The sequence below is a fragment of the Bacterioplanoides sp. genome, from assembly GCF_965219715.1.
In the GTDB taxonomy this organism is placed as follows: Bacteria; Pseudomonadota; Gammaproteobacteria; order Pseudomonadales; family Oceanobacteraceae; genus Bacterioplanoides.
The window spans coordinates 643,124-667,524 of the sequence record NZ_OZ244785.1 but is presented as its reverse complement, the minus strand read 5'-3'; the positions used below and the strand labels follow the sequence as shown (position 1 = coordinate 667,524).

The window sequence follows — 24,401 nt, the reverse complement described above, 5'->3', positions numbered from 1 at the left end:
TGACAGGATGTTAAAACAAGGAGTAAATAAAAATAAGGAGGGAGGAAGAAGTGGGGTGGCCGACGGGGATCGAACCCGCGACAACAGGAATCACAATCCTGGACTCTACCAACTGAGCTACGGCCACCACATTGTACTGACGAGGCACCAATTAAATTGGCACGCCCGGCAGGGCTTGAACCTGCAACCCTCGGCTTAGAAGGCCGATGCTCTATCCAGTTGAGCTACGGGCGCATGGCCACTTAATAAGTCCTACTATCAAGTGGTCGGGGTAGAGAGATTCGAACTCCCGACATCCTGCTCCCAAAGCAGGCGCGCTACCAGACTGCGCTATACCCCGATCTACCTCTCAAAAGGCGTTCACCCCTTGAGTGGCTGCGCATAGTATAGATCGCCCCCCTGCCCGTCAACACCTTTTTCAAAAAAAATTAATAAAAACAATCGCTTCCCCGTATTTGCGGTGTTTCCTGCAATATAAGTGCGAGTGCATCTTTGTTTTGTAAGGCGCACGTGAGAAAATCCCGCGCTCTTAAAATTTGTCACAGGATATCTCCATCTATGTCCGCTCAGTTAATCGACGGCAAGGCAGCAGCTGCTGCTATTCGTGAGTCTGTAAAAGCCCGTGTGGATCAGCGTATTAAAGAAGGCCTCAGAGCCCCGGGGCTCGCGGTAGTACTCGTCGGCAACGACCCAGCATCAGAGGTTTACGTCTCTCATAAGCGCAAAGACTGCCAACAAGTCGGCATTCTATCTAAGGCTTATGATTTGCCGGAAACCACCACTCAGGAAGAGTTGCTCACCCTGATTGATCAACTGAACGATGACAATGAAGTAGATGGCATTCTGGTGCAGCTTCCGCTGCCGGAAGGACTGGAAGCATCTGAAGTTCTAGAACGCATCGCACCAACCAAAGATGTTGATGGTTTCCACCCATTTAATGTTGGTCGACTGGCCCAAAGAATCCCCCTGCTTCGCCCATGCACGCCCGCTGGCATCGTAGATTTGCTCGACAGCACCGGCGAGCCTGTTCGCGGCCAACACGCTGTCATCGTTGGCGCATCCAATATCGTAGGCCGCCCAATGGGGCTGGAGCTGTTAATCAAAGGCTGTACGGTCACTACCTGCCACCGCTTCACCCGCGACCTCGAACACCATGTTAGCCAGGCTGACATTGTGGTGGTTGCTGTAGGCAAGCCTGGAATCGTTAAAGGCGAATGGATTAAACCTGGCGCGGTGGTAATCGACGTGGGCATCAATCGCCTAGATAGCGGCAAACTGATAGGCGACGTGGACTTCGATACTGCCGCGGAAAGAGCAAGCTTTATCACACCTGTACCTGGAGGCGTAGGCCCAATGACCCGCGCCAAGTTGCTGGAGAACACCTTATTAAGCTGCGAAACCTTACGAGACTAGCATCGCTACGCCTGACTACGACGCATCGTGATAACCCCGGCGGCATTCATGGTGCGTCGCAAACCTTCTGCAAGCTCCGTACTCACAACACCACCTTCAAGAGCCTCCAATCTCTGATTATTGCCAACAGCGCAGCTCAGATCTCCCGGGCGAAATGGGTGATTTACGACATCAAACGCAGTAGCTGTTAACAAGCCCACCAACCTCACCAACTCATTCAGAGTTGTGCCAACCCCGGTAGAGATATTTACAGCACTAAAACCAGGCTTCACCGAAGATGTCATCGCAATAATTGCAGCAACAGCGTCTTCTATATAAATAAAATCCCTCATTTGACTACCATCACCATAAACATCCAGCTTTTGGTTCGTCAGAGCAGCCTGACAAAAGCGACTGATCACATCACCGCGCCAGCCTTCCAGCCAATAGCCATAGACATTAAAGAAGCGCATTGCCGTAATGCTGGCACCGTAACGCAATGCGTAAAAACGACCGTATTGCTCAGTAAAGAAGTTAAACAAGCCTTTCATGCTAATAGGCTGGAGCTGTGCATTTTCCAGCACACTGGTTGAACTGTTAGGCCCGTATACGGAATCAGAGGAAGCAAACAAAACCGGGATATTGCCAAACCGGATAGCGGTTTCAAAAATATTTAACTGATCGGCCAGACAAGTGTGCAATACCCGCACACTGAGGTCACGCCCCTGTATTTCACGATGGCGCTCCTCAGGAGTATATGATTCGAGCATTTCTGCCGCGGGCTTTGCCAGGTGAATACAAATATCCGGCCGCGCAGTACTGAATACCCTTTCCAGAAGCGTTCGATCGCTTAAAAACCCCTGATGCCATTCAACACCAACCAGATTTATTAAGTGATCCGGACACTTAAGGCAATCATAACCAATAACATGATGCCCCATTCTGAGTAGCTGAGGAATCAGCCAGCCTGCAACATACCCAGCCGAACCTGTAACCAGTATTTTAGCCATAACATCGAAGCCTTCGTTTTATGCTAAGTCTCTGTTTCAGCAATTAACCGGCCAATCTTTATGGTGTAAAACGTCGTTAAATCCTGCACTGGCCACCACGATTGTTTGCATATTAAAAATCGTGATGCACTTTTTCTTAATTTATTTGCACATTGCAAAGCTGCAACACTCATAAACCGCATTATCCGTAGCACCTCCAAGCAACTTACTAACGGCACAGTTTTCGCAATGAGATTGAGCATAGGCAAGAGGAAAGGTCAAACCATGAAAATAGCAATATTTTTGGACAGCCGAAATGCAGGTGGCATAGAAACTCATGTAGCGCAATTGAGCAGAGGACTCCTTGCCTGCAATATTCCTTTTGACCTCGTATTTTACAATCGCTACGAGGATCAGCATCCCTTGCTTCAACAACTCAAAGGCTCGGTCAATGTGGTTGACCTTAAAGGGTCAGTAACCAGACTCAGTCATTACCTCAAAAATGAACGACCACTACTCCATACTCATGGATACAAAGCGGGCATCATTGGAAGACTCTTGTGTTATGTCCATCGGCTGCCGGTCGTCTCTACTCACCATAATGGCGACCCAGGAAAAGGTCGGATTTTTATTTATAACCTCATCGATCGCCTAACGTCCTTCGCCAGCCAAAATATCTGTGTGAGCGAAAAAATTCTGAATAAAGTTCCGGGAGAAAAGACATTAATCCCCAACTTTGTTGATTTCCCAAAAGTAGAAGAAAATCACAACGGTCGGTACCAGGTTGCATTTGTTGGGCGCTTCTCCAGCGAGAAAGGTCCAGATATTTTTACGGAAATCGCGAAGAGTCTTCCTTACTCCTTTGCCATGTATGGCGATGGGGATATGCGAATGCAGCTAAAGCAGGACAACCCGAATATAAGAATGTACGGCACTGTTGACATGAAAAACCACTGGCAAAAAATACGCTTATTGGTAATTCCTTCGCGCCACGAAGGCTTACCACTGGCAGCAATCGAAGCATTGAGTCATGGCATTCCGGTAGTTTCGAGCAAAGCTGGAGACTTACCAAAACTTATAAAAGCTGCCGGCGTAGGCAATACGATTGAGCTGAGTAAAACTGATGATTTCAGAAGAAAAATCGACTTTTGGATGCATAAAAACAATGAGGAATATTTAGCCGACGCCAACAAAGCCAGAGACTTTATTTATAATAACTATAGCCTGAGGGCATGCCTGCCATCAGTAATTGAAATCTATCGCAACGCAGCGAGCTATTACGCTGAAGAAATAAGCTGAGTTTGTTTTTCAGGTCAGAAAAATAATCGATTAATTGCAGCTCTCAGCATCACAGCATCATGCCGCTGACCATCGACCGTCAGATCGGCTTCAATAATTTTCATCGAAGCAATATCTTCGCAGGTGCCCTCTTTCATGCGGCTCTTTGGCCACAGTACGACATCGGGCATTCTGATGTCCGCCTCACGCAACAATTCCACCTGACGATCTAAGGTCAGTTGATATGTACGATCACGGGCTCCGAGTTTTTCAGGGGCTAAATTACCTACGAGAATTAATTTACTTTTTGATTCATTGACAAGATCAGACACCCCATCAACCAGCAATGGTGGCATAACACTGGTCATAAAACTTCCAGGTGATAATAAAATGCCATCGGCTGAATTTATTGCATCTGCAACCTCTGGGGTTAACCCTGCTTTATGACTTAGCCCAAGGCGAGCAAAAGGCTCATGGTGATCATCAATTTCGACTTCACCAACAACCTCAATTTCACCATCAAACCCGGTTAATGCGACAGGTGTATCTGACATTGGTAGTAATCGCGGTTTGATATGCAGCAATTCACGCATAACGTCAATGGCATCGGTCGGCGATACGGACATTTGTTCAAGCGCGAACAACATCAGATTGCCCAGGTTATGGCCATCCAGTTCGCCTTCCGTAGAGAAACGATACTCAAACAATAACTGACCAATGCTAGGCTGGCGGCACAACTGATTAAGACAATTTCTAAGGTCGCCCCAGGCAATTGTATCGGCTTCCTGGCGAAGCCTGCCGGTAGATCCACCGTTATCGGTTGTCGTCACAACACCGGTAAGATTTTCACCAAGTGACTCCAGAGAAGTCAGTAGCCGGCCTAATCCATGCCCACCACCAAAGCAGACTAATTTCAGGTCAGAATTAATTATTTCCATTTGCCCAACGCTCGCGCTTGCGATAAATGGTCGAGGCACTCACCTCTAACAACGCTGCCGCCTTGGGAATATTATCACCGCACTGTTTGATTGCACTTTCAATGGCGTCTTTTTCAACCTGCCATAAGGGCCTGATCTGTCCCTGCGCTGAATCAATTGCCACCACCGGCTGTTGTGTTGGCGCCGCTATATTCAGTACCGGGTTCGGTACCATTTCCGGAGGAGCAATTTCATTAAGGGGCGGTGGCAACATTTCTTGAGTAATTGCGCCCCCCTGATTCAATACCACAATGTTACGTATTACATTTTGTAGCTGTCGGACGTTACCGGGCCACTCATACGTTTGCATGGCGATATTGGCACCAGCTTCGAAACCTGCAAAACGTTTATTTTCTTCAGATGCATACTGATTGAGCAAATGATTCATTATCAGCCCAACATCGGCACCACGCTCACGCAGTGGCGGCAAATGAATCGGAATAACGTGGAGGCGATAATAAAGGTCTTCGCGAAAATTCCCTTTTTTAACTTCTTCCAGTGGATCTTTATTTGTGGCACAGACAAAGCGCACGTCGACCGTTTCCAGCTTATTGCTGCCAACCTTCTGGAATGTACCTGTTTGTATAAAACGCAGTAATTTGGTCTGTAGATCGAGATCCATTTCACACAATTCATCGAGAAACAGTGTGCCACCACTGGCCCGACTGGCCGCTCCGTCTCTGGCAGATACCGCTCCGGTAAAAGCTCCCTTGGTATGGCCAAAGATTTCACTTTCCATTAAATCACGAGGAATCGCGCCACAGTTAAGCGCTATAAATGGTTTATCTGATCGGGAGCTGCGCTTGTGAATCGAAGTAGCACAAACCTCTTTTCCGGTTCCGCTTTCACCGGTAATAAAGACAGTGGCATTACTGCTGGCGGAACTGTCAATGATGCGGTAGACACTCTGCATCGGTAACGAAGAGCCAATAAAATCTTCATAGCCCTCACGGTTAAACTGATCTTTAAAATTATCCAGCGCTTCGCTCATACTCTGATGATCAAGCGCATTAGAGAGCGTCGTTAAAAGTCTTTTTGACGAAAACGGCTTTTCAATAAAGTCGTAAGCTCCGAATCCCATAGCTTCAACCGCCATATCCACTGAACCGTGACCGGTGATGACTAAACTGACTAATGGGTATTGCTTCTCATGAATATGACGCAGTACGTTCATACCACTCATATCCGGAAGGTTAATATCAAGCACAACAGCTTCCGGCAAATCACCGTCGAGATAGCTTAAAGAGCTTTGACCGTCTCCAACAATATCGACCTCATAACCCGCACCGAGTAGATATTCCTTATAGAGTTCAGCCATTGATTCACTATCTTCAACGATCAGAATCCGTTTTCTTGACACGTCAGTTCTCCCAATCCTTCTGCGTTAACACAAAGTAAAACTTCTATCCTGGCAGTAATACCAATAACGTTATGTCATCAGCCACAGATACACCGGACCTATCATCATAATAGTCTAATACCCGGTTAAGGTCGGGCTCTGGCTGCATTAGTTGTTGTTTAATTTGTGACTTAACGGTCACGAGCTCTTCATCTGAGAGATCTTCTATTAATCCATCAGTAAATAGTACCAGCGGCCCATCAAGTCGTATTTTTTCGGATTGATAGCTGCCACCAACAAAACCAAGCAATGGGCCGCCAATCAGCTCAATCGTTTGAAAGTCGTCGCCATCAAACAACCAAGGGTAAGGATGCCCTGCTGAAGCAACCTCAATATCTCGTGAACCATCGGTTTTTATTGCCACTGCGGTTAGCAGTGAACTCCCTAACAAACTGACCTCCTCAAGCGAACTGGCAAACGCATTCAGAAATCCATCCGGGGTAATGGCACAACCAGCAGCAGACAAACCCGCAGCCATACCTTGCAGGAACCCCTGGTATGCATGCACAAAGAATTTCGCTTGTTGATCATGTCCCATTACGTCCGCCAACATCAACAACTGACCATCGGCGCAGTCATGCTGATAGACAAAATCGCCACCGCCGCCCTCTGCCGTGCGATACGCACAATAGACTTTAAACCCGGGCGTCGTACGCTTAACTTCCGGATGTAGCTGATTGGAAATGGCAGGCGCCAGCTGACTGGAAATTTCACGCTGCAGCTGTTGATGACGAACAAACACCCGATCAAGCTTGTCGAGCAACAACTTTTTTGAAACCGGTTTTTTCAGTACATCATCGATTGCCAGTCGACTCAGATTATCGCTCTCTTCCCCGGTAAGGAAAATAAAAGGCAGGGAGTTATTAAGCTCCTGCGCCTTTATACGAAATTCGACGCCTGTCATACCGGGCATATTGATATCTGAAAGAATCAGATCCGGCGAATGCTGCTTCAGCCACTGCAAGGCCGCGTCCGCCTCAGAGAAAGTTTCCACCTGATATTCATCTTCCAGATAAGCTTCGATAAGAACCAGCAAGCTCAGATCGTCATCAACAACCATGATTGTTTTCTTCGCCAGTGATTCTGGTTTATTAATTCTCATGGTCAGGCAATTAATGCCGTCAGATGTTGAATATTCAATCTGATCGGACAAGCTCTTTATCAGCCCCAACCCCATACCGCCGGTTTTTAATTCCTCAAATTCCGTGTCTGCCGACGACATAAGCTGTTCAAACGTTTTCAGACAAGTACCATCATCCTCAATATCCAGCATCCAGGTTTTGCCGTCATCCTTCAGCTCCAAACCAACAGTTGTAGGGATTACCTCAGGGTGCCTGACCAGATTCGTCAGCCATTCGCTGGTCAGTAAAACCAACTGATCGAGCCGTGAGTTACCAACAGGAGCGCACCAATCACTGACTTTTTGCCTCAGTGGCGCGATCATTTCTGGCGAAAATTCCTTACATTCGTATCTGTTTTGATAGCTGATCATAATCTCGGCTCTAGCAGACCTGCTCGAGGTGCTGCTTCAACTGTTCCAAACTGGTCTCAATCAACCGGTCAAAGTGCTCTACCTTTTCCATCGACAAAGCCTCCCCGCCTTTCGTGCTTAGTTCTATGGCCTTCGCCTCCTGGGCCAATGCCATTGCGCCATAACTGGCTGAACTGCTTTTAATGGTATGAGCTTCTCGGGATACTCCCGTCCAGTTACCTTCTCTGGCCAGAGCACCAAAAAATTTCCTGCGTTGCTCTGTCTCTTCAATAAATACTGCAGACATGCGCCTTACCGCTGCAGATGACGTATCAGAAATCAATGAGTTCAATACATCCATTTCGATTAATTCCTCGTCTGACGACTTATTAGCCTCTTCATTTTTAAGGGCTCCATTTTTTTCCACGCTCAGGTCAGGTATCGGCGCTTGCGCTTGCAAATGGCGCTCACGACCATCTGATTCAGTACTGGCGGATACTGCAGGCATTGCAACACCACGAGCCTCACATTTCTTTCGATACCAACTGGTCAGCTGTGAAAACATTTCCTGCTTGTTAATGGGCTTGGAAATAAAACCCTGCATTCCAACCTGACGGCATTCTGCTTTTACATCGGCAATAACATTAGCGGTCATCGCCAATATCGGAATTTCTCCCAGCTTTCCTGGCAAGGCACGTATTTGCCGTGTTGCCTCCAGGCCATCCATTTCCGGCATCTGTAGATCCATTAAGACCAGGTCATACGGTAAACTCTGCACGGCACGCAAAGCCTCCAACCCATTCGCCACCGCATCCACCGAGTAACCAGCAGTGCGAAGTACATTTAGCGCAACCAACTGATTGGCCTGACTGTCTTCCGCCAGCAATATTCGGAAAGGAATTTCCGGTGATAACTGAGTCGTCACTGCATGGTCGGCCTGATCAATTACGTCATCTTCGTTACCAATCAATGTCTGAATTGTATTTGCCAGCAGCTCCGGCCGGCTTAATAGCGATAAACATGCGTCGAATCCCAGGTCGCAATAGTGCTCGAACAGTGCCTGGTTATTACCCTCGATCAATAACAAAATCGGCGTACTTGGGAAATAACACTTAAACTCATCGATAAAGCGATCGGCTTCGTAAGGCAAATAACGAAAATCAACAACCAGAATCTGGATCGGCTCTTCAGGATCCAGAGAGAAAATCGATTCGATTCGATCAACAACCGAAATATAAGATTTCATCGACAGCAGCTGTTCTTTCAGCAGCAAAGAATCCTTGCCACTGCCAACCGTCAAGCCAATATGAACCTCCTCCAGCCTGGAAGATAAAACCGATCTGCTCTCTTCTGCGCAGTTGAGGCTAATCGCAAAAGAGAAACAACTGCCCTGGCCGAGCTCACTTTTTAAGTCAATTTTGCCAGACATCATTTCAACCAGCTTTCGACTGATCGAAAGCCCAAGTCCGGTGCCACCGAAGCGACGCGTATCCGCTCCGTCAGCCTGCACAAAATCATCAAACAGACGGCGTTGGTTCTCTTCACTGATACCAATACCACTGTCTTCAATGGAGAAATTCAGCGTCACATTTGTTTCGTCACAACCAATCAAATCAACCCTGACCAATACATATCCGCTTTCGGTAAATTTCAGGGCATTGCCAATTAAATTCATCAAAATCTGACGAATGCGGCTTTGATCGCCAACAAGGCGGGAAGGTATTTCAGGATCGATAAAACAGGCTAATGCCACGCCTGACTCAGTCGCCCGGGCAGATAATAAATCGACAACGCCGTATAACATTTGTGCCGGGTAGAATTCCGCTGGTTCAAGACTGAGTTTGCCTGCTTCGATTTTGGAAAAATCCAATACATCATTAATAATCGACAACAGCGCCTGGCCTGAATTTAATGCGGTATCCACGAAGTGTCGCTGACTCTCATCCAGCTCCGACTCCTGCAGCAAGCCCAACAGACCCAATACCGCATTCATGGGTGTACGAATCTCGTGAGAAATGGATGCAACAAACTGAGACTTGTAGAGGTTTGCCCGCTCGGCTTGTTCCTTGGCGTGTAATAAGCGCTGCTCGTTTTCCTTGCGCTCACTGATATCCTGGAGTGCCGCTGCAAAAATTGTTTTCCCGCCCGCATGTAAAGGGAAAATCGTCAGTTCAACCGAGAAACGTTCCCGGGATTTACGCTGAGCCACCACCTCAACGCGTTTATTAATAAAATCCCCGCCGCCATTTTCCAGATAACGCTGCATTCCGGCTTTATGGAAGGCTCTGGCCTCTTCCGGAATAATCAATTCTCCGAGGTCACGACCCAGCGCTTCATCTTTGAGATAACCAAATGTCTGGCAAGCTGCGATATTAAAGTCCTGCACCACACTGTGTTCATCAATCAGAATGATCGCATTGGTGCTGTGATCAATTACCGCAGAGTGGATTGCCTGTTGCGCCTGCAGATTTTCCTCAACTCTCTGGCGTTCGCTAACATCCTTAACGATCGCAATAATTAAAGGCACCTGCTGCTGGTAGCAGTAACTGAGTGATAACTCGACGGGAAACAGGCTGTTATCACTGCGCCGTGCCCAACTGCGTAATCCATGCTCTGGGAAGTCCGGCGACTGACCACGACGTAAGCTGACTGACGCGCTTTGCAGGCAATGTTGAATATCAAACCCGTGAAAATAACTGGTGATGGCTTTCAGCCGATGCTCATCAATAGAAAACATGGTTGCGGCTGATCGATTGAGGCTAACGATACGACCATCCAGGTCAAACGCGAGTACAGCGTCAGCCAGATGATCCATCAGCAGAACCAGATGTTCCGCGTACAAATTCTGATCATCACCAACGGTATTGCGCAGCTCAGCGCAGTATGGCTGAGATTGTGGCTTAAACTTAAACTGAGAGCGCGGTGGTAAGTGTTTACGCGACTGTTGTTGCTGACGTTTTTGTGACTGCTGATTTACCCGTCTCAGCTTGCGACCAATCTGCCTGGTAAAATGGCTGGTTACGATCATAGGCAATCCTTTAATCCATTACCCTCAGCCTAGCAGGAAATCAGATCGACATATTTAACAGTGGAGAACTTCGTACTTTTTTTCGAATCCAGCCCATTGGCCCAGGGAGCCATCGCTGTAACCGATAGGTTTCGCGTATCAGCTCGTCCGCCAGGCTTGGGTTTTGGGCATCGTTATAAACACAGCCGGAAAGCTGAATTCCCAAGGTATTAAGTCGATTAACAGCACTGTTCAGATGGCTTTGGCGGGTTACGCCGGCTTTAACCATCAGCAACACGCCTTCGCATTCAGCTGCAATGCGTTCTGCGGGCAGGTTATGACGATTAATCGCATTCAGAGGCGAAGTGTCGATAATGACAACTTCATACTCCTGCAACCAGGCCTCCAGGCAGCGAGACAGATAATGTTTTTCTCGCAACATGAGGTTTCCAGTTGGCGTCACCGGTGCCGGAAGAACCGCCAGACACCCCGCAGACTCTGCGGCTACGTGTGTGGTCTCAATCTGGCTGGTCAGATGTTGATCGAGATTCTGCCAGCTACTGTTTTCTAACCCCATTTCGGCAGCAATCGCCGGGCGACAGAAATTCATATCAACCAATAATGTCTTATGGCCGCCCGCTTCAGCCCGACGAGCCAGGGCGCAAGCCAGTGTGGTTGTACCTTCACCGCCATTACACGACGTCACAGCCAGACTACGCAGGCCGCGATCGATGGTTTGGGAATAAATGCTCTCCAGTTCCGCATAATGGATCGGCAATTCAAATCGTTCTGATATTTTTGCGTTGCTGTTCATCCGTTTCATTGTGTTCATAGTGCCGCTGCCCCCAATGCATAGACTGAAATAATACTCAGCGCGTCTGTTACCCCTTCCATAAAGATTCGCCAGTTACTGCGGGAAACGTTAGGGACATACACAGTATCTCCCTCGCGCAGCGCCGGTAGGTTGGCAAAATCGGGATTTTTAACAAATTCGACCAGATCAAAAGAGGTTGATTGTTCGCGGCAGCAAGAGGCATTCACCACAACAATGCGTTCAACATACGCTGCTTCGGTTGGCCCGCCCGCCTGTGCAAGCAAGTCTAGTAAGGTCATATTGTCGTTAAAGCGATAACGACCGGGTTTAGCCACCGAACCAAGCACACGGATCGTCGACTCTTTCTCTTCATCCAGCCAGTTGCGATCTTTCTCAGGAATAAAGATGCTGTCTCCTGGCAAAACCCGTGGCAACAGAGTTTCATCACCGGTCTCAAAATACAGCGCCAGATTCAGTTTGCTGACCCGTGGTTGATCGCCGTTGCGGTGCATCACCCGAATGTTGTGAATATCGGCATTATTCGACGGACCGTCTGCAGCTGACAGGATATCCAGGAACCCCATGCTGGCATCAAAAGCATAACGACCAGCCGCATTAACCTGACCAAATACATAAATTGAGCGATCCGGAGCCTGGCGCAACCATTTGGCTTTATTGTCGGTTGGGTCTTGTGGCAACTCCGGTACCATTACTGTGTAGCCAGCTTTTAGTAAAGGCAGATCTTTAATGTGGCCGCCACTTTCATTAAATGCCGCCAGATCAAAAACTTTACTTTCAACCCGGCCATCAGAATGACGCACAATAATTTGCGTGCCCGCGATATCCGCCCGTTCTTCCGGGCCGCCTGCGTGGGCCAGCAAGTCAAAGATATTCATTTCGTCCGACCACTCATATCGGCCAGGGCGACGTACCGCACCCATAATATAAATCGCTCTGGATGGCGGAACTTTTAGCCAGGAGTTCTCGTCGGTGGCAGTTTTTTCCGGAACAAAAATGGCGTCACCTGGCTTAATTTCCGGCAAGCCAACGCTGCTGCCGTATTCGGTATATTCCTGCAAATCAAAAGGCACAACTTCTCCGTTGGCCCTTAATAATCGAATCTGGCGGGTTTCTGCGAACCGGGTTGGACCACCGGCATTTGCCAGAATATCGAGAAAGGTTGCTCCCTCCTGGTTTTCAAATGCGCCTGGTTTAGGCACTTCACCCATGACGTACACCATGCGCGCACCAACCTTCACTTCTTTTGCTGCGATTGGCACAAACACCGTGGAGCCTTTTTCCAGCTTAATCAGTTTCTGGCTGTTGCCATCATCAAGATAGGCTTTCAGATTAAACAACGTTGGTTTGTTGTTATTAATAATGCGAATTTGTTCAACGCCGGCGTAACGGGTTACACCACCTGCACGCATGATCACATCAATGACTGTGCTGTTATTTTTAAAGGAGAAAAGGCCAGGGTTCTGCACCTCACCGAATACCTTAATGGCGGTTTGATCCTCTGCCGCATCACCGCCAGAAATCAAGGTTGCTGCATCAAATTCGGCCTGAACATTACCAATCAAAGGCGATGCTGGTACAAAAATCACATCCATACTTTGCAGTGCCGGGATCAGGCTTTCATCACCACTATCCAAATATGCCTTATAGTCGAATATCTGCTCTTTTTTGCCGTTTGCGGTGGAGCGTTTAATCTGCATTTTGTCCAACTGGGCACCGGTTTTCAGACCACCGGCCAGGGATAATGCCATTTGGATATTCGCATCCGCTGGCAAATCAACCTGCCCGGGGTTTTCAACATAGCCTAATACGGTGATTAACAGTCGACGTTGTTTGATTGCAATATCCAGTCGCGAAATATCCCGATATACAGTCGACAGAGCTTGTCGAATCGACAAATCGGTCTGCTGCAGGGTTAGTCCGGCGAGTGGAAACTCTCCAACTTCCGGAAGAATAATGACGCCACGTTTATCAACCGAGAAGTCTTTGTTTAATTCGTCCTCGCCTGCCAAAGAAATATGCAAACGATCTCCGATATTAATGATTGGATCTCGCTCAGTGGTGCGATCAGGTTGCTGATTTTGTTGGGTGGAGTTTTTTGCGTTTGCAGGTTCTGCAAGATCACGACTTGTATTCGCTTGCTGATCCTCGGTCTGGGATTCGCGTTCGTTGACCGCCAGCATGTCACGCAGCTGCTGTGCAAGAACTTCCAGCTCCGGGTCCACAACCTTTGTGGTGGTATCTAAAATGGCTTCTGCTGTAATTGCCGAAGGCAGCAGACACATAAGTAAAACGATGATTGCCCGTTGAAACGCATGGATTTTATTATTCAGTGCGGTAGGCAATTCCATAACTACTCTCCTTCAAGCACAGACTGACGACGTTTAAACTCATCGAAGTGCGAGTGACTGAAATCCTGATTTAAACTTTCGGACTCTTCCCCGGATGCGTAAGGCTTGTATGCTTCACTGATCACTGGCTGCCAGTCCCTAACACGTTTTGCCGCGCCGTCTGGATGGGTATTAATCAATCCGAACTGCTGATCCATTTGCAGATAAAAATAATCCAGCGGTGGTTGCGGTTCGATAATCTCAACATGAACCCGGCGGTTGTTCATCCGCCCTTCCCAGGTCAGGTTAGTATCCCGAGGCAAATGCTCACCAAAGGCGCGGACTTCGATTTTTTCCTCAGCTATTCCTCGCGCCACCAATTCTTTTTTTACCGCATTGGCACGACGAAGCGATAAATCCTGGTTGTAATCGTAATCTGCCGCAGCATCGGTGTGACCATTTACCCGAAGCGTTAATTGCGGATACTGCTTCAGATAACGGGCAGCCACTAACACCCGTTCGCGGTAACTGATTGATAATTTGTCTGAGTCGTTTTCGAAGGCGTAATCGCTGTTCAGCAGCTGCTGAAGCTGGTATCGAACGTAACGCGCCTTCATCGAGGCATCTGGTTTGGCTTGATCGCGAACCAGACTTTCAGGGCAATTTGTGTGTCGCTTGATGTAAATAAGGCGACGTTCCAGCTCATCAATTTCACGGTGCATAATCACTAATGAGTTACGCGCATCTTCCAGCAGGTGGCTATCAAGTTCGCGACGGGTGCGATTCGACATCATCACCACTTCTCGCACTCTGGCCGGAATACATTCACGCGCACCACGCAAAATCAGCGTATCCAGTTTTACGTTGTGCAAGCTCCACTGAGTTTCCAGTGCACCTTTGCTTTCCGCCGGAATTCCAATCCAATCATCGATTTGATCAAGATAATACTGTCGGGTTGTATCCACCTGAACATCACCACCATGACCGTGATCTGGCCAACTACTACAAGCGGATATCAGTGAAGTCAGTATTACAATCGCTGACATCGGCAATAGGCGGCTTGTGCAGTTGGCGTCTGATCTGTTTTTCGATCGTTTGAATTGCGTGGTCATGTTCCGGTCTCCTGGCGGTGAATGATGAGCGCTGTTAATGAACCGTGCTCTCGTCATCCGCCTTCTGAGACAGGTAACTGTTGAGTGTATCGAACACCGGAATCGTATTGGTGATCTTGAGAATATCCAGCAGCTCTTTTGGCTGACCGGTTACGCCCAGCAGTACCATGTTGTGCTTTTGTGCGACCAGGCGCTTGTAGAGGAATACCAGGGCGCCTATGCCGGAAGAGTCGATAAAACGTACGCCGCTTAAATCGACAACGACATCGCTGCCATTCACCGCGAGATCTTCAAAAAGTGGCTTTGCACTGCCCACACTGGTGACATCGAAATCGCCGTTCAGGCTAACCACCTGATCCTGATTGCACTGATAGTTGATAATACTCATTGCCATTACTCCGTTACTTACTCTGGGAACTGCTGTGTTGTTCGTTATGTAATGAATAGGAGCAAACGCAATGCCAGTTGCAAATAGCTCTTTATATTCAACAACTTAACCCGTTTTAAGAAAGTATTATCTACGGTAAATCAATGGCTGCCCTCAGGCATTCTGATAATGCATTGCAAATTGCAAAGCAGTTCCGGCTATTTTGAAAAGCGTCCTGCGAGGCTTGAGATCAGCGATTGAGGGAAGACACCAAACCAGAATAAGACTGCCAGCAAGACGAGACTTGTTAAGAGTCCGCTGACTAATTGACCTGCCACACTCAGTAGCGGCGCTAAAAGCCATAACGAACCTGCGGAAAACGCAGAAGCAATCAGGGTGATAATCCAGGACTTGTGCTGATAAGGTAAATACAGCCGACGCTGGCTGTACCAATAAAACAACAACAGTCTAACTGCATAAACGACAGCCAATACCATCACGGCGCCCCAGACACCCTGCTGCGGAATAAGCCACAGGTAGCCAGCGACCGCCAGAATGGCTGCACACCACTGAATCCACATTTGCGATTGACTGGAATCCCCGCTGAAACAGCCAAGATTAAGCAGATCTCCGGCGTTTTTTATAGCTCCAACAACCGCCAGCCCAATCACCAATGTGGCAGCGCCATGATAATCGACCGGCAGCGCCAGAATCAGAAACGCGGGTAACGTCATCATCATCGCCGCACCAAGGAAGATTCCCATATTGGCACCAAGCAAAGCATAGTCAGCACACTGCTTGTCTCCACCGGGTTGTTGCGACAGTCGAATTCGCTGAGGGAACCACCACAAACCAAAGGGCTGCATCAGCAAGCCTAAAACCAAGGCAAATTTTGCAGCGATGGCATAAATAGCCAACTGCTCCACCCCAACCTTATCCGCCAATAACCAACGATCCAGCCCGGTAATTGCAAACAAACCGATACGGCTGAGCACAATCGGCGCGCCGTAACGACCAATTCGTCTCAGGTCGCAGTGTTTCAGGCAGTCGAAAAAACCAGCTTGATCAAAGAAAGAGAACTGAAAGCGCAACAAGGCGATGATCATCAAGGTGCTGGCTATCGCCCCGGCAATCAGAATGGCATCAATGCCCCCCCCCAATTCCAGCAGCACAATCACTAACCCAGCCTGGATAATTGCTTTAGCCACATTCACCAGACAAAACTGCTTGGCCAGTGACTGCATTCTCATCAGGGTGAGCGGAATGGCGATAAATCCTTCGAGAAAGGTGGGAATGGCAATCAGCCAGATCTGATAAACCTCGATGCCTGCGGGTAACAACCTGAGCAACCCATCGTCGAACAGTGCCAATAACGCGATAGCCATCAACGTAATGGCAAATGCCAGACTGAGGCAGCCAGCAACAACACTGGCATCGTTTGGACGCTCACCGTTCACGTACCGATACAGAGCCTCCACCAGGCCAAAACCAATCACAATGGTGCCGATATCGGCCAGAATCAGCAGGGTTTCGAGCAGTCCGTATGCGGCCGGATCCAACTGTCGAGTGACGTAAGGCATCATCAGCAGAGATATGCCCTTCATCATCAGAATACCGATGCCGTAATACACAGCCTGGCTTAAACCACTGGGGTTTTGTTTATTAGCCGCCTGCTGTTTTCCGCAGGCCTGTGCATCGTCAGTCTCCGGCTGAGCACTTGCCGTAATCTCAGACGCCATAATGATGTTCCTTACGCTCGCTGGCAGGCGCCTCAGCATCAAACCATTGCCCCAGTCGTCGGGCCAGCAGTAACGCATCAAAATCATTGGTGACTTTCCGATACGCCAGATCAATACGACGCTGTAGTGAAGGATGGACAGAATCTGACTGAATCACTGACGATTCCGAGTTGGATTGCATCAATTGATCAATCAACTGCGACAGCGTGGCTGCCAGGTCCTCAGCGTCGTTATGGCGGCAGACCCAGGCGCTGGCGCCATCAAGAATTTCACCATCGGCCATTATATCGGTGGTGACAATCGGTACCTGACATGCCATCGCTTCTTTTAATGTCAGCGGGCCGGTATCCATAATGCCTTCCGCCGTTTTACAAAATGGCAGCACAACCGCGTGGTAGTGTTTCAGCTCCTCGGTTACCCAGCGCCGCTCTACCCGGCCAATAAAATTCAGCCAGCGCCCGAGCTGATGCTGATCGGTCAACGCCCGCAGTTCTTGCGACATAGGACCGTCTCCGGCTATGTCGATCACAACTCGCTTTTCTTCCGGAAGCTGCGCCAGCGACTGGATCAGGTAATCCACACCTTTGGTTTCAGACAGCCGCCCCAGAAATAAAAACCGAAGGTCCGCTGCGCTGTTTGCCTGTGCCTCGCTCGACTGCCCGGACCTTTCTTCACCAGCACTGAATAACTGCGTATCAACGCCACATGGCAGATGCACAATGGCGGTATTCGGCGCCAGCTGGCGAAATTGTTCGTACATTCGTTTGCAAACTGCAACAACAAAATCCGCATTCTGCAATTTAATCTGCAAGTCCTGGGGCGTTTTATAAACATCCGAACCGTGACAAGTGAATGAAATACGCAACCCCGACAACCGCGCGGCAACTATGCCATTGCCAGCCGGCGCCCAACCAAAATGAGCATGAATATGCTGGCAGCCGGTTTGTTGAACCAGGTGAATTATCTTCAGCGCTTGCAGGAAGAGTGATCTAGGCCTCACTCCTTGCTGGGCAAATAAAAAACGCAGGCCAGATATAAAGGATGCACGTTTTTTTGCTATTAACAGCGTTGAGAAAAATGTCTTAAAAATCAGCCACAAAGTTGTCGAAAACAGCTGATTTAGCGGTACTTCTTCAACTGATAACGATTGCTCCAGAATGGCCTCATCACCCTGTAAACAAGGCTGAGAAGAACGCTCCAGGCAGATCAGTTGTACGTCATAACCCTGCTGCTGTAAGGCTTTAATTTCGGTGGTTATAAAGGTTTCACTTGCGACCGGAAACACCGGAACCAGATAGGCGATTTTTTTCATAACTGTCCCTTGTGGCCATTGGGCAAATTTTCCGGCGTTAATTTCTGACGTCTGAAAATCTGGCACCCACTTTGCTCTGAACTAAAAGAATCTGAATTAGGTTGAGCAAAGCAAATGCCAACCAAAAAATCCGAGCAACGGAGAAAGACGATGAGCAGCAATTCCGATAAAAAGTTTAAGCGCAGTGTCAGTGTTGTTATTCCAACTCATAATTGCCTGGAGTATCTCCCTAAGGCGATTGAGAGCATCCTTAACCAGGAAGTTGAGAACATCGAAATATTAGTAATAGACGACAATTCCGATGACGGCACGTTTGAATGGCTGAAGCAGCAGCAAGAAACTACACCCGAGTTGCGCGCTTATCGCCTGCGTGGTGTTGGCTCAGCCCGGGCACGTAACTTTGCGTTAAAACGTGTCCATGGCGAATTTATCGCCTTCCTCGATGCTGACGATTACTGGCACCCGGGTAAGCTGCAGAAACAGCTGGATTTCCACCGTAAGAACCCACGCGTGGTGATGAGCTTCACTAACTACCATCACACCACACCGGAAAATACCGATCTGGGTGATTGTTTTGGCTTCTGGCCACACTTCAATCGGGTAGCCATTAAAGACGACCAGTTCCATACCTTGCCGTCGGCTGCGGAGCGTATTTTCAGCGAGAATGTGATCGGGACTTCGTGTGTGATGGTTAAAACCAAAGTGCAACGAGCGGTTGGCGGCTTTGATCACAAACTGAAGTCGGCGGAAGACTGGGATTTATGGATGCGCTTCTGTAAGTTCGGCAAGGTTGGCTATTGTAACGATGAACTGATGGAGTATCTGGTACGCCCGGGTTCAAAAACCAGCAATCGCCTGCGCCGACTCGATCATATGAAGATCATCATGAACCGCTATGAGCGTTATGTGAAACGCCTCAATGTCTGGTCGGTAATGCAGGCTCGTGGTCGTCTGGAAACCGGATACGCCGAGTACTATGCCGAAGAACACCGCTATCTGCGTGCCTTCTGGCATCAGTCCAAAGCATTCTTACTGAATCCGTCCAAGCGCAATCTGAAAGCCGCCGCAGCCCAGCTGTATTGGGCCTGGAAGTCCAAAAAAGAGAAACAAACGGCGTGATAGCGCCAGCTTGATCACAGCACCCTACAACGGCGGGCAGCTCATCCCCGCCGTTCTCCCCTTTCTTCATGAGGCCATTTGCGCTATAAGGCCTGAATGAAAACTCCAAAACGACTCCAGCCCCTGATTGCCGACGGCATCATCGACGAAGTACTCAGCCAACTGATGAGTGGCAAAGAAGCCACGGTTTACAGTGTTCGCGTAGGCGACGAAATCCGCTGCGCCAAGGTGTATAAAGATGCCGCCAAACGCAGCTTCAAAAAAGCCGCTCAATACCAGGAAGGCCGTAAAGTAAGGAATTCCCGACGTGCCCGGGCGATGGAGAAAGGTTCCAAATACGGACGCTCGCAACAGGAAGATATCTGGCAAAACGCCGAAGTGGATGCCTTGTACAAACTGGCTGCAGCCGGTGTGCGGGTGCCGGAACCTTATGGCTGTTTCGATGGCGTGTTAGTGATGGAGCTGATTCGCGATGACGAAGGTGATGTTGCGCCACGGTTAAACGATGTGATGATGGATGCCGAACAAGCCCGGGAAGATCACTTTATTGTCATGCACTATATCGCCCGCATGTTATGCAGCGGCATTGTGCACGGCGATTTATCCGAATTTAACGTGCTGGTGGACGACTACGGCCCGGTGATTATCGACCTGCCTCAGGCGGTCGATGCGGCGGCGAATAATAACGCCAAGGCCATGTTAGATCGAGACGTGCGTAATATGAGTTTGTATTACGGCCAGTTTGCCCCCGAGTTAAAAAACAGCCGTTACGCCGATGAGATGTGGGATTTATTCGAAGACGGCAAGTTAACTCTGGATACCGAGTTAACCGGCCTGTTTGAAGATCCAACCGAAGAGGCGGATGTTGATTCGGTATTGGAAGAAATTAAAGCCGCCTTTGCTGAAGAGCAGGAACGACTGCAACGAATTAAAGAAGCGGAAACCGACGAGGTCGAATAAATTCCGCTTTTTTAAATTCCGCTCTGTTTTTTAATCTACTTACACTTCAGCCTGCTTTTTCGCAGGCTCTTCGCCCGCTGCTGCAAAAGCCTTTATTTCAAATTCCGGCTCATTGTTATTTTGGGAAGTCTCATTATTACGATCTAGGAACATCAATAACGGCGGCAGGAATAAGAAATCAACCAACAGCGCGACCAGGATTGTGATCGCCAGCAACATGCCCATATGATTGCTTGGATTAAAGTGCGAGAACTGCATAACCATAAAGCCACCAATCAACACAGTCGAGGTGACAATTAATGCGGTCCCCACGGCACTGAAGGCATAACGAATGGCTTCTTCGGCGGAGTAACCTTTTTCCCGGCGGGCACGCAGATATTTGCTTAAAAAGTGAACCGTATCATCGACAACGATACCCAGGCTAAGGCATACCACCACAGAAATGGCGGTATCAATCTGGCCATTAATCATGCCCCAAATTCCGTACGCCAATACCGCCGGAACAATATTCGGCACCAGGCTGATCATGCCGATTTTAAATGAGCGCAAAGCGAAAATAAGCAGGAAAGAAATTAGCACCAGCGCCATCGAAGTGCCGCTCATCATGCTGCCGATATTACGGAAGGTCAGATTGGCAAATACGATATCTAAGCCAGTGCCTTCGTTTACATGAATGGCCGGTGCATTAGCATCCAGCCACTCTAATGCCTTTTGTTCCAGCTCAAGAATATAAATGGAATCGGCTTTGGAGAACGCCACCGACATACGGATAGCCGAACGGGCGTTGTTAATGGTGTCGTCCAGTCCCAGGCCCAATGGCAGCGACAGTTCGTACAATAATAAATACTGTGCTGACAGTTCGCGGCTTTCCGGAATCTGATACCAGTCCTGATCATTTTCGTGCAGGTTTTTATTTAGGCGCTTGATAATGTCCGTCAGGCTATCAACACTGGTAACCTTATTCTGGGTGGCTAACCATTTAGAAAAATCGTCCGCCTGTTGCAGGAAAGCCGGGCTGTTAATACCGCCCTCTTCTTTGCTGTCCAGTACAAAAAATATCCGGTGCAAACCACCCAGCGAATCATTGGTCGCTTCCAGGGTATTACGTACTTCAAAAGTTTCGTCAAAAAATTCGTGCCAGCGCTCGGTAATAATATTGCGGTTTACCTGAACACCTACCGCCAAAATTAATACGAGCATGGCGACAAACAGCGGCTTGTAGTGTTTGATAACAAAATCGGCAAAGGCAATCATGCCGGTTGGTTCATTATTAACCGCTTTGCCTTTGGGTGCGGGCATAATCGCCAGCATGGCCGGTAAAAAGGTAATGCTGTAAATCCAGGCGAAAAATACCCCGGCGGCAATCATATTGCCCATATCCTGATACGGCGGAGAATCGCTGGTGTTCAGACATAACACCCCAATAATGGTGGTGATACTGGTGATAAACACCGGCGAAAAGTTAATTCGCAACGCTTCCTGGATGGCTTCCAGTTTTGAGCGACCATGGGTCAGCTCATAATAATAGGTAATCAGAATATGGATGGTGTCGGCCACGGCGATGGTCAGAATCGCCGTGGGTACAAAGCCGGTGGGCGGCGTCATAGTAAAGCCAAGCCAGCCGAATAAACCGATGGTCGACAATACCGAAAAACTGATGATCATCAGGGTGAGAATCATGCCGGAGAAGGTGCGCAATAAAATCACCATGGCGATGATCATAATCAGGTAAGACAACCCCAGCAGGTTTTCAATATCCTGCTTGATGGCTTCTCCCATGGTGACGTTGGAGGCCAACGAGCCACCAATCATAATATCGAAATCCGGATATTCAGGGCGTAATGTATTGGCCAGATCGCGGGCAGCGTTTACGACTTCGCCGGAGGCCTCCCGGGTCATTTCTTCCGGTAATACCGTACGTACCGTGACGCCAGTGGATGCACCATCTTCTGAGATCAGCCGATGTATCATGGTGGGTTCATCAAAAGTGATGTTTTTAATCCGTTGTAGCTGGCTGCTATCGAGATCCATTGCCTCTTCGTAGAGGTAATCAATCATCAGCTCGTCTTCTTCCACATCGGTATGCTGATAATTCTGCAGCGAGGTTACCCGTTGGGAATGGGGCAACTCCCAACCTTTATTGGTCAGGGTTTCGATCAGTGCCAGGCCACGATTGGTGAAGATATCGCCCTCTTTTGCTCTTACGTAGAAGAACACATTCTCCTGCTTGGAGAAGGTGCGCTCCATATTTTCAAAGGCGAGCAACTGCGGGTTATCCGGGCCGAAGTAGGTTCGGAAGTCGCTGGTGAAAGTCAGCTTGGAGGCACCAAAGGTGATGATGGCAACAGCAAGGAAAGTGATGACGGTGAGCCATTTGCGCTGGGCAATTACCCAGCGAATGTAACGTTCTAGCATGATGGAGTCGTTTTTATGGTGAGAATGGCAGGCATTCTAAGTGGTGCCTGCCAGCAGGCAAGGTTTAATTAGGACTATGAAAAGTCCACAGAATTCCATTCGTGGTAGCTCTTTCTCTAGAAGTACAGTGTTCGTAACTCTGCCTTCTGGATACAGCCATGGTCCGGCGAATAGTAAGCCTGATAAAAAGTAAAATCTCTCCTACCTTCAGCCTGGCATTTTTCCCGGATCACTCTTAATACCTCCAATTTATCTTCTCGCGACGTTTTAATACCAAAGATTATTCCTTTCAAAGAAGAGAAGTCATAAGTTAGCGTACGGCTTTCCTTGTCAGATAAATTTAATATAGAACTGCTGAGTATTAATCTATATTCATTCTCGTACGCCCAGTCATTTGACTTGACACTAACTCCTTCAATAAACGATTCCCAATAAGCCTCGCGCCATTGCTCCTCACTTCCACTCATCCCTTCTGCACATTCACTAACACCCCCATCGTCATCCATGTACCACATTTCATACAATGTTGGTATCGGGAGATTCCCCAGGGACCTAAAAAAATCAACAGGAACAAGTTTGCTTTCATAATTAATACGGTTAAATTTCATTCGCTTTTTGCCGAGTAAAGGGCCACTTCCGCTCCAGCCAACAACACCATTTAGCTCTAGAAAGCTATCATTACCATCCAAATCTGATTCAAAGATCAGGCACACTCCTCTGTGGTGATCTCCGTAGTGCCCCCAAACGGATGAATTTTTATATTCAGTCATAAAGCATGACGTATACCATTTGGGGTATAAAAGATCACACAAACACTCGACATATATCATTGGGTAATCATTCAGCAAAACGTCCTTTAACTCTGGATTCGATATCTTATCATTGAGATACCTAGCCTGTAGAATTGTCTGCTCTCGCCAAAGGCTCTTGTGATGGAAAAGCTCGTAAGTTTTTGACTCTTGAACTCCACCGAGACGAATCAAATCTTCAATTACTTGAAAGAAATTTTTTGAATTTAGATCAGAAACCATAGATGAGAAATCTCCATGAATTCTATTAGCCTCTGGCATAGCACCTTCATCTATATAAGAATCCAATATTATCTTTAGCGCTGAAAAGTGTATGCAGCCAAGATAAAACTTCAGTTCATCCTTCCTTACAGGCGTCGACCTTTTAGATATCGAGGTAATAAAGGAGTAAATATCATCATCGCCTAAAAAAGCATCGCAGGCTTTAGAAAATATATTACGCCGAGAGCCCGTAAGCGATTCAGATATCCTACCAGCAACAGGAATACAAGCTCTTGAAAAATCTTCAGGTTCATCCTGTGAAAACAGCGTTACCACAAAATCATCTAGGCAAAACAAATAATGAATAAACAGCTTTTTCCACGCTATTACATCCCCCTCCCAGAACACGTCTCGACTGCCTTCCATCGGGTCATTTAACTGTTCAGGTGGTGCAAAGTATATCGTTTGACTCTCCAGTTCTTTGTAATTACCCATCAAATTATCAATTGATCTAAACCGGTAATACTCTTTCTTCATCAATTTCCCTATTCAACTGCTTTCTTAAAAGTCATCGCACTAAACCTATCATGAGAAACTAATACTACTCTACCTCAAACTAACGGGATAATATCCAAGGCTAGCAAGAGATTAACTACTTTGAAGTAAACCTCCAGCAGAGAAACTATCAAGCC

General features: G+C 48.0%; 17 protein-coding genes and 3 tRNA genes. 4 read left to right on the top strand and 16 right to left on the bottom strand.

The window, feature by feature from the left end; all coding sequences use genetic code 11:
* Nucleotides 1-51 precede the first annotated feature (51 nt).
* The 3 genes from ACOQOZ_RS03565 to ACOQOZ_RS03555 all read right to left on the bottom strand — a co-directional run bounded on the left by ACOQOZ_RS03565 (nt 52) and on the right by ACOQOZ_RS03555 (nt 340).
* A tRNA-His gene (locus ACOQOZ_RS03565) sits at nt 52-127 on the bottom strand.
* A gap of 30 nt (nt 128-157) precedes the next feature.
* Nucleotides 158-234 (bottom strand) — tRNA-Arg (locus ACOQOZ_RS03560).
* A 29-nt stretch (nt 235-263) separates the two neighbouring features.
* Nucleotides 264-340 (bottom strand) — tRNA-Pro (locus ACOQOZ_RS03555).
* Between the two features lie 218 nt (nt 341-558).
* On the opposite strand from ACOQOZ_RS03555, the gene folD reads away from it, so the two are divergent.
* Complete coding sequence (folD, locus tag ACOQOZ_RS03550) at nt 559-1,413, top strand: bifunctional methylenetetrahydrofolate dehydrogenase/methenyltetrahydrofolate cyclohydrolase FolD (RefSeq protein WP_420590909.1); 855 nt, start codon at nt 559-561, stop codon at nt 1,411-1,413.
* Nucleotides 1,414-1,418: 5 nt separating this feature from the next.
* On the opposite strand, the gene ACOQOZ_RS03545 is transcribed toward folD, so the two are convergent.
* On the bottom strand, nt 1,419-2,402 hold the full coding sequence (locus ACOQOZ_RS03545; protein WP_420590908.1) for an NAD-dependent epimerase/dehydratase family protein: 984 nt from the start codon (nt 2,400-2,402) through the stop codon (nt 1,419-1,421).
* 264 nt (nt 2,403-2,666) lie between these two features.
* On the opposite strand from ACOQOZ_RS03545, the gene ACOQOZ_RS03540 reads away from it, so the two are divergent.
* On the top strand, nt 2,667-3,680 hold the full coding sequence (locus tag ACOQOZ_RS03540) for a glycosyltransferase family 4 protein (protein ID WP_420590907.1): 1,014 nt from the start codon (nt 2,667-2,669) through the stop codon (nt 3,678-3,680).
* Nucleotides 3,681-3,694: 14 nt separating this feature from the next.
* On the opposite strand, the gene ACOQOZ_RS03535 is transcribed toward ACOQOZ_RS03540, so the two are convergent.
* From ACOQOZ_RS03535 to ACOQOZ_RS03490, 10 genes are all read right to left on the bottom strand, one after another.
* Nucleotides 3,695-4,597 carry a gluconeogenesis factor YvcK family protein gene (locus tag ACOQOZ_RS03535; RefSeq protein WP_420590906.1) on the bottom strand — a complete coding sequence of 301 codons (903 nt, stop codon included), beginning with the start codon at nt 4,595-4,597 and terminating at the stop codon, nt 3,695-3,697.
* Nucleotides 4,584-5,996: a sigma-54-dependent transcriptional regulator gene (locus ACOQOZ_RS03530; protein ID WP_420590905.1), complete on the bottom strand. Its 1,413-nt coding sequence runs from the start codon at nt 5,994-5,996 to the stop codon at nt 4,584-4,586. Before ACOQOZ_RS03530 ends, ACOQOZ_RS03535 begins: the two co-directional genes overlap by 14 nt.
* Nucleotides 5,997-6,039: 43 nt before the next feature.
* Nucleotides 6,040-7,479, bottom strand: coding sequence for a response regulator (locus tag ACOQOZ_RS03525; protein WP_420590904.1), 1,440 nt, complete (start codon nt 7,477-7,479; stop codon nt 6,040-6,042).
* Nucleotides 7,480-7,537: 58 nt separating this feature from the next.
* Nucleotides 7,538-10,534, bottom strand: coding sequence for a PAS domain S-box protein (locus ACOQOZ_RS03520; protein ID WP_420590903.1), 2,997 nt, complete (start codon nt 10,532-10,534; stop codon nt 7,538-7,540).
* A gap of 40 nt (nt 10,535-10,574) precedes the next feature.
* Nucleotides 10,575-11,345 (bottom strand): CpsD/CapB family tyrosine-protein kinase, encoded by a 771-nt coding sequence (locus tag ACOQOZ_RS03515; RefSeq protein ID WP_420590902.1) that lies wholly within the window; start codon nt 11,343-11,345, stop codon nt 10,575-10,577.
* The gene (locus tag ACOQOZ_RS03510) at nt 11,342-13,696 is read right to left on the bottom strand and encodes an SLBB domain-containing protein (RefSeq protein ID WP_420590901.1); all 2,355 of its coding nucleotides are present in this window, start codon (nt 13,694-13,696) and stop codon (nt 11,342-11,344) included. Before ACOQOZ_RS03510 ends, ACOQOZ_RS03515 begins: the two co-directional genes overlap by 4 nt.
* A gap of 2 nt (nt 13,697-13,698) precedes the next feature.
* Nucleotides 13,699-14,787, bottom strand: a complete 1,089-nt coding sequence (locus ACOQOZ_RS03505) for an OmpA family protein (protein WP_420590900.1) — start codon at nt 14,785-14,787, stop codon at nt 13,699-13,701.
* Between the two features lie 34 nt (nt 14,788-14,821).
* Complete coding sequence (locus tag ACOQOZ_RS03500) at nt 14,822-15,175, bottom strand: STAS domain-containing protein (RefSeq protein ID WP_420590899.1); 354 nt, start codon at nt 15,173-15,175, stop codon at nt 14,822-14,824.
* A gap of 197 nt (nt 15,176-15,372) precedes the next feature.
* Nucleotides 15,373-16,893 (bottom strand): oligosaccharide flippase family protein, encoded by a 1,521-nt coding sequence (locus ACOQOZ_RS03495; RefSeq protein WP_420590898.1) that lies wholly within the window; start codon nt 16,891-16,893, stop codon nt 15,373-15,375.
* On the bottom strand, nt 16,883-18,205 hold the full coding sequence (locus tag ACOQOZ_RS03490; protein WP_420590897.1) for a glycosyltransferase family 4 protein: 1,323 nt from the start codon (nt 18,203-18,205) through the stop codon (nt 16,883-16,885). Before ACOQOZ_RS03490 ends, ACOQOZ_RS03495 begins: the two co-directional genes overlap by 11 nt.
* Nucleotides 18,206-18,355: 150 nt before the next feature.
* On the opposite strand from ACOQOZ_RS03490, the gene ACOQOZ_RS03485 reads away from it, so the two are divergent.
* Together ACOQOZ_RS03485 and ACOQOZ_RS03480 are read left to right on the top strand one after the other, a co-directional pair.
* Entirely contained in the window at nt 18,356-19,324 is a 969-nt protein-coding gene (locus tag ACOQOZ_RS03485; RefSeq protein WP_420590896.1) for a glycosyltransferase family 2 protein, read from the top strand.
* A gap of 96 nt (nt 19,325-19,420) precedes the next feature.
* Entirely contained in the window at nt 19,421-20,284 is an 864-nt protein-coding gene (locus ACOQOZ_RS03480; protein ID WP_420590895.1) for a PA4780 family RIO1-like protein kinase, read from the top strand.
* 39 nt (nt 20,285-20,323) lie between these two features.
* On the opposite strand, the gene ACOQOZ_RS03475 is transcribed toward ACOQOZ_RS03480, so the two are convergent.
* Together ACOQOZ_RS03475 and ACOQOZ_RS03470 are read right to left on the bottom strand one after the other, a co-directional pair.
* Nucleotides 20,324-22,699, bottom strand: coding sequence for an efflux RND transporter permease subunit (locus ACOQOZ_RS03475; RefSeq protein ID WP_420590894.1), 2,376 nt, complete (start codon nt 22,697-22,699; stop codon nt 20,324-20,326).
* 116 nt (nt 22,700-22,815) lie between these two features.
* Nucleotides 22,816-24,246, bottom strand: coding sequence for a DUF2971 domain-containing protein (locus ACOQOZ_RS03470; protein ID WP_420590893.1), 1,431 nt, complete (start codon nt 24,244-24,246; stop codon nt 22,816-22,818).
* Nucleotides 24,247-24,401 lie beyond the last annotated feature (155 nt).

Bases quoted from the DNA above. Each gene is read 5' to 3' on its own strand.
- folD (WP_420590909.1), top strand. From the start codon at position 559: ATGTCCGCTCAGTTAATCGACGGCAAGGCAGCAGCTGCTGCTATTCGT.
- ACOQOZ_RS03545 (WP_420590908.1), bottom strand. From the start codon at position 2,402: ATGGCTAAAATACTGGTTACAGGTTCGGCTGGGTATGTTGCAGGCTGG.
- ACOQOZ_RS03540 (WP_420590907.1), top strand. From the start codon at position 2,667: ATGAAAATAGCAATATTTTTGGACAGCCGAAATGCAGGTGGCATAGAA.
- ACOQOZ_RS03535 (WP_420590906.1), bottom strand. From the start codon at position 4,597: ATGGAAATAATTAATTCTGACCTGAAATTAGTCTGCTTTGGTGGTGGG.
- ACOQOZ_RS03525 (WP_420590904.1), bottom strand. From the start codon at position 7,479: ATGATCGCGCCACTGAGGCAAAAAGTCAGTGATTGGTGCGCTCCTGTT.
- ACOQOZ_RS03520 (WP_420590903.1), bottom strand. From the start codon at position 10,534: ATGATCGTAACCAGCCATTTTACCAGGCAGATTGGTCGCAAGCTGAGA.
- ACOQOZ_RS03515 (WP_420590902.1), bottom strand. From the start codon at position 11,345: ATGAACACAATGAAACGGATGAACAGCAACGCAAAAATATCAGAACGA.
- ACOQOZ_RS03510 (WP_420590901.1), bottom strand. From the start codon at position 13,696: ATGGAATTGCCTACCGCACTGAATAATAAAATCCATGCGTTTCAACGG.
- ACOQOZ_RS03505 (WP_420590900.1), bottom strand. From the start codon at position 14,787: ATGACCACGCAATTCAAACGATCGAAAAACAGATCAGACGCCAACTGC.
- ACOQOZ_RS03500 (WP_420590899.1), bottom strand. From the start codon at position 15,175: ATGAGTATTATCAACTATCAGTGCAATCAGGATCAGGTGGTTAGCCTG.
- ACOQOZ_RS03495 (WP_420590898.1), bottom strand. From the start codon at position 16,893: ATGGCGTCTGAGATTACGGCAAGTGCTCAGCCGGAGACTGACGATGCA.
- ACOQOZ_RS03490 (WP_420590897.1), bottom strand. From the start codon at position 18,205: ATGAAAAAAATCGCCTATCTGGTTCCGGTGTTTCCGGTCGCAAGTGAA.
- ACOQOZ_RS03485 (WP_420590896.1), top strand. From the start codon at position 18,356: ATGAGCAGCAATTCCGATAAAAAGTTTAAGCGCAGTGTCAGTGTTGTT.
- ACOQOZ_RS03480 (WP_420590895.1), top strand. From the start codon at position 19,421: ATGAAAACTCCAAAACGACTCCAGCCCCTGATTGCCGACGGCATCATC.
- ACOQOZ_RS03475 (WP_420590894.1), bottom strand. From the start codon at position 22,699: ATGCTAGAACGTTACATTCGCTGGGTAATTGCCCAGCGCAAATGGCTC.
- ACOQOZ_RS03470 (WP_420590893.1), bottom strand. From the start codon at position 24,246: ATGAAGAAAGAGTATTACCGGTTTAGATCAATTGATAATTTGATGGGT.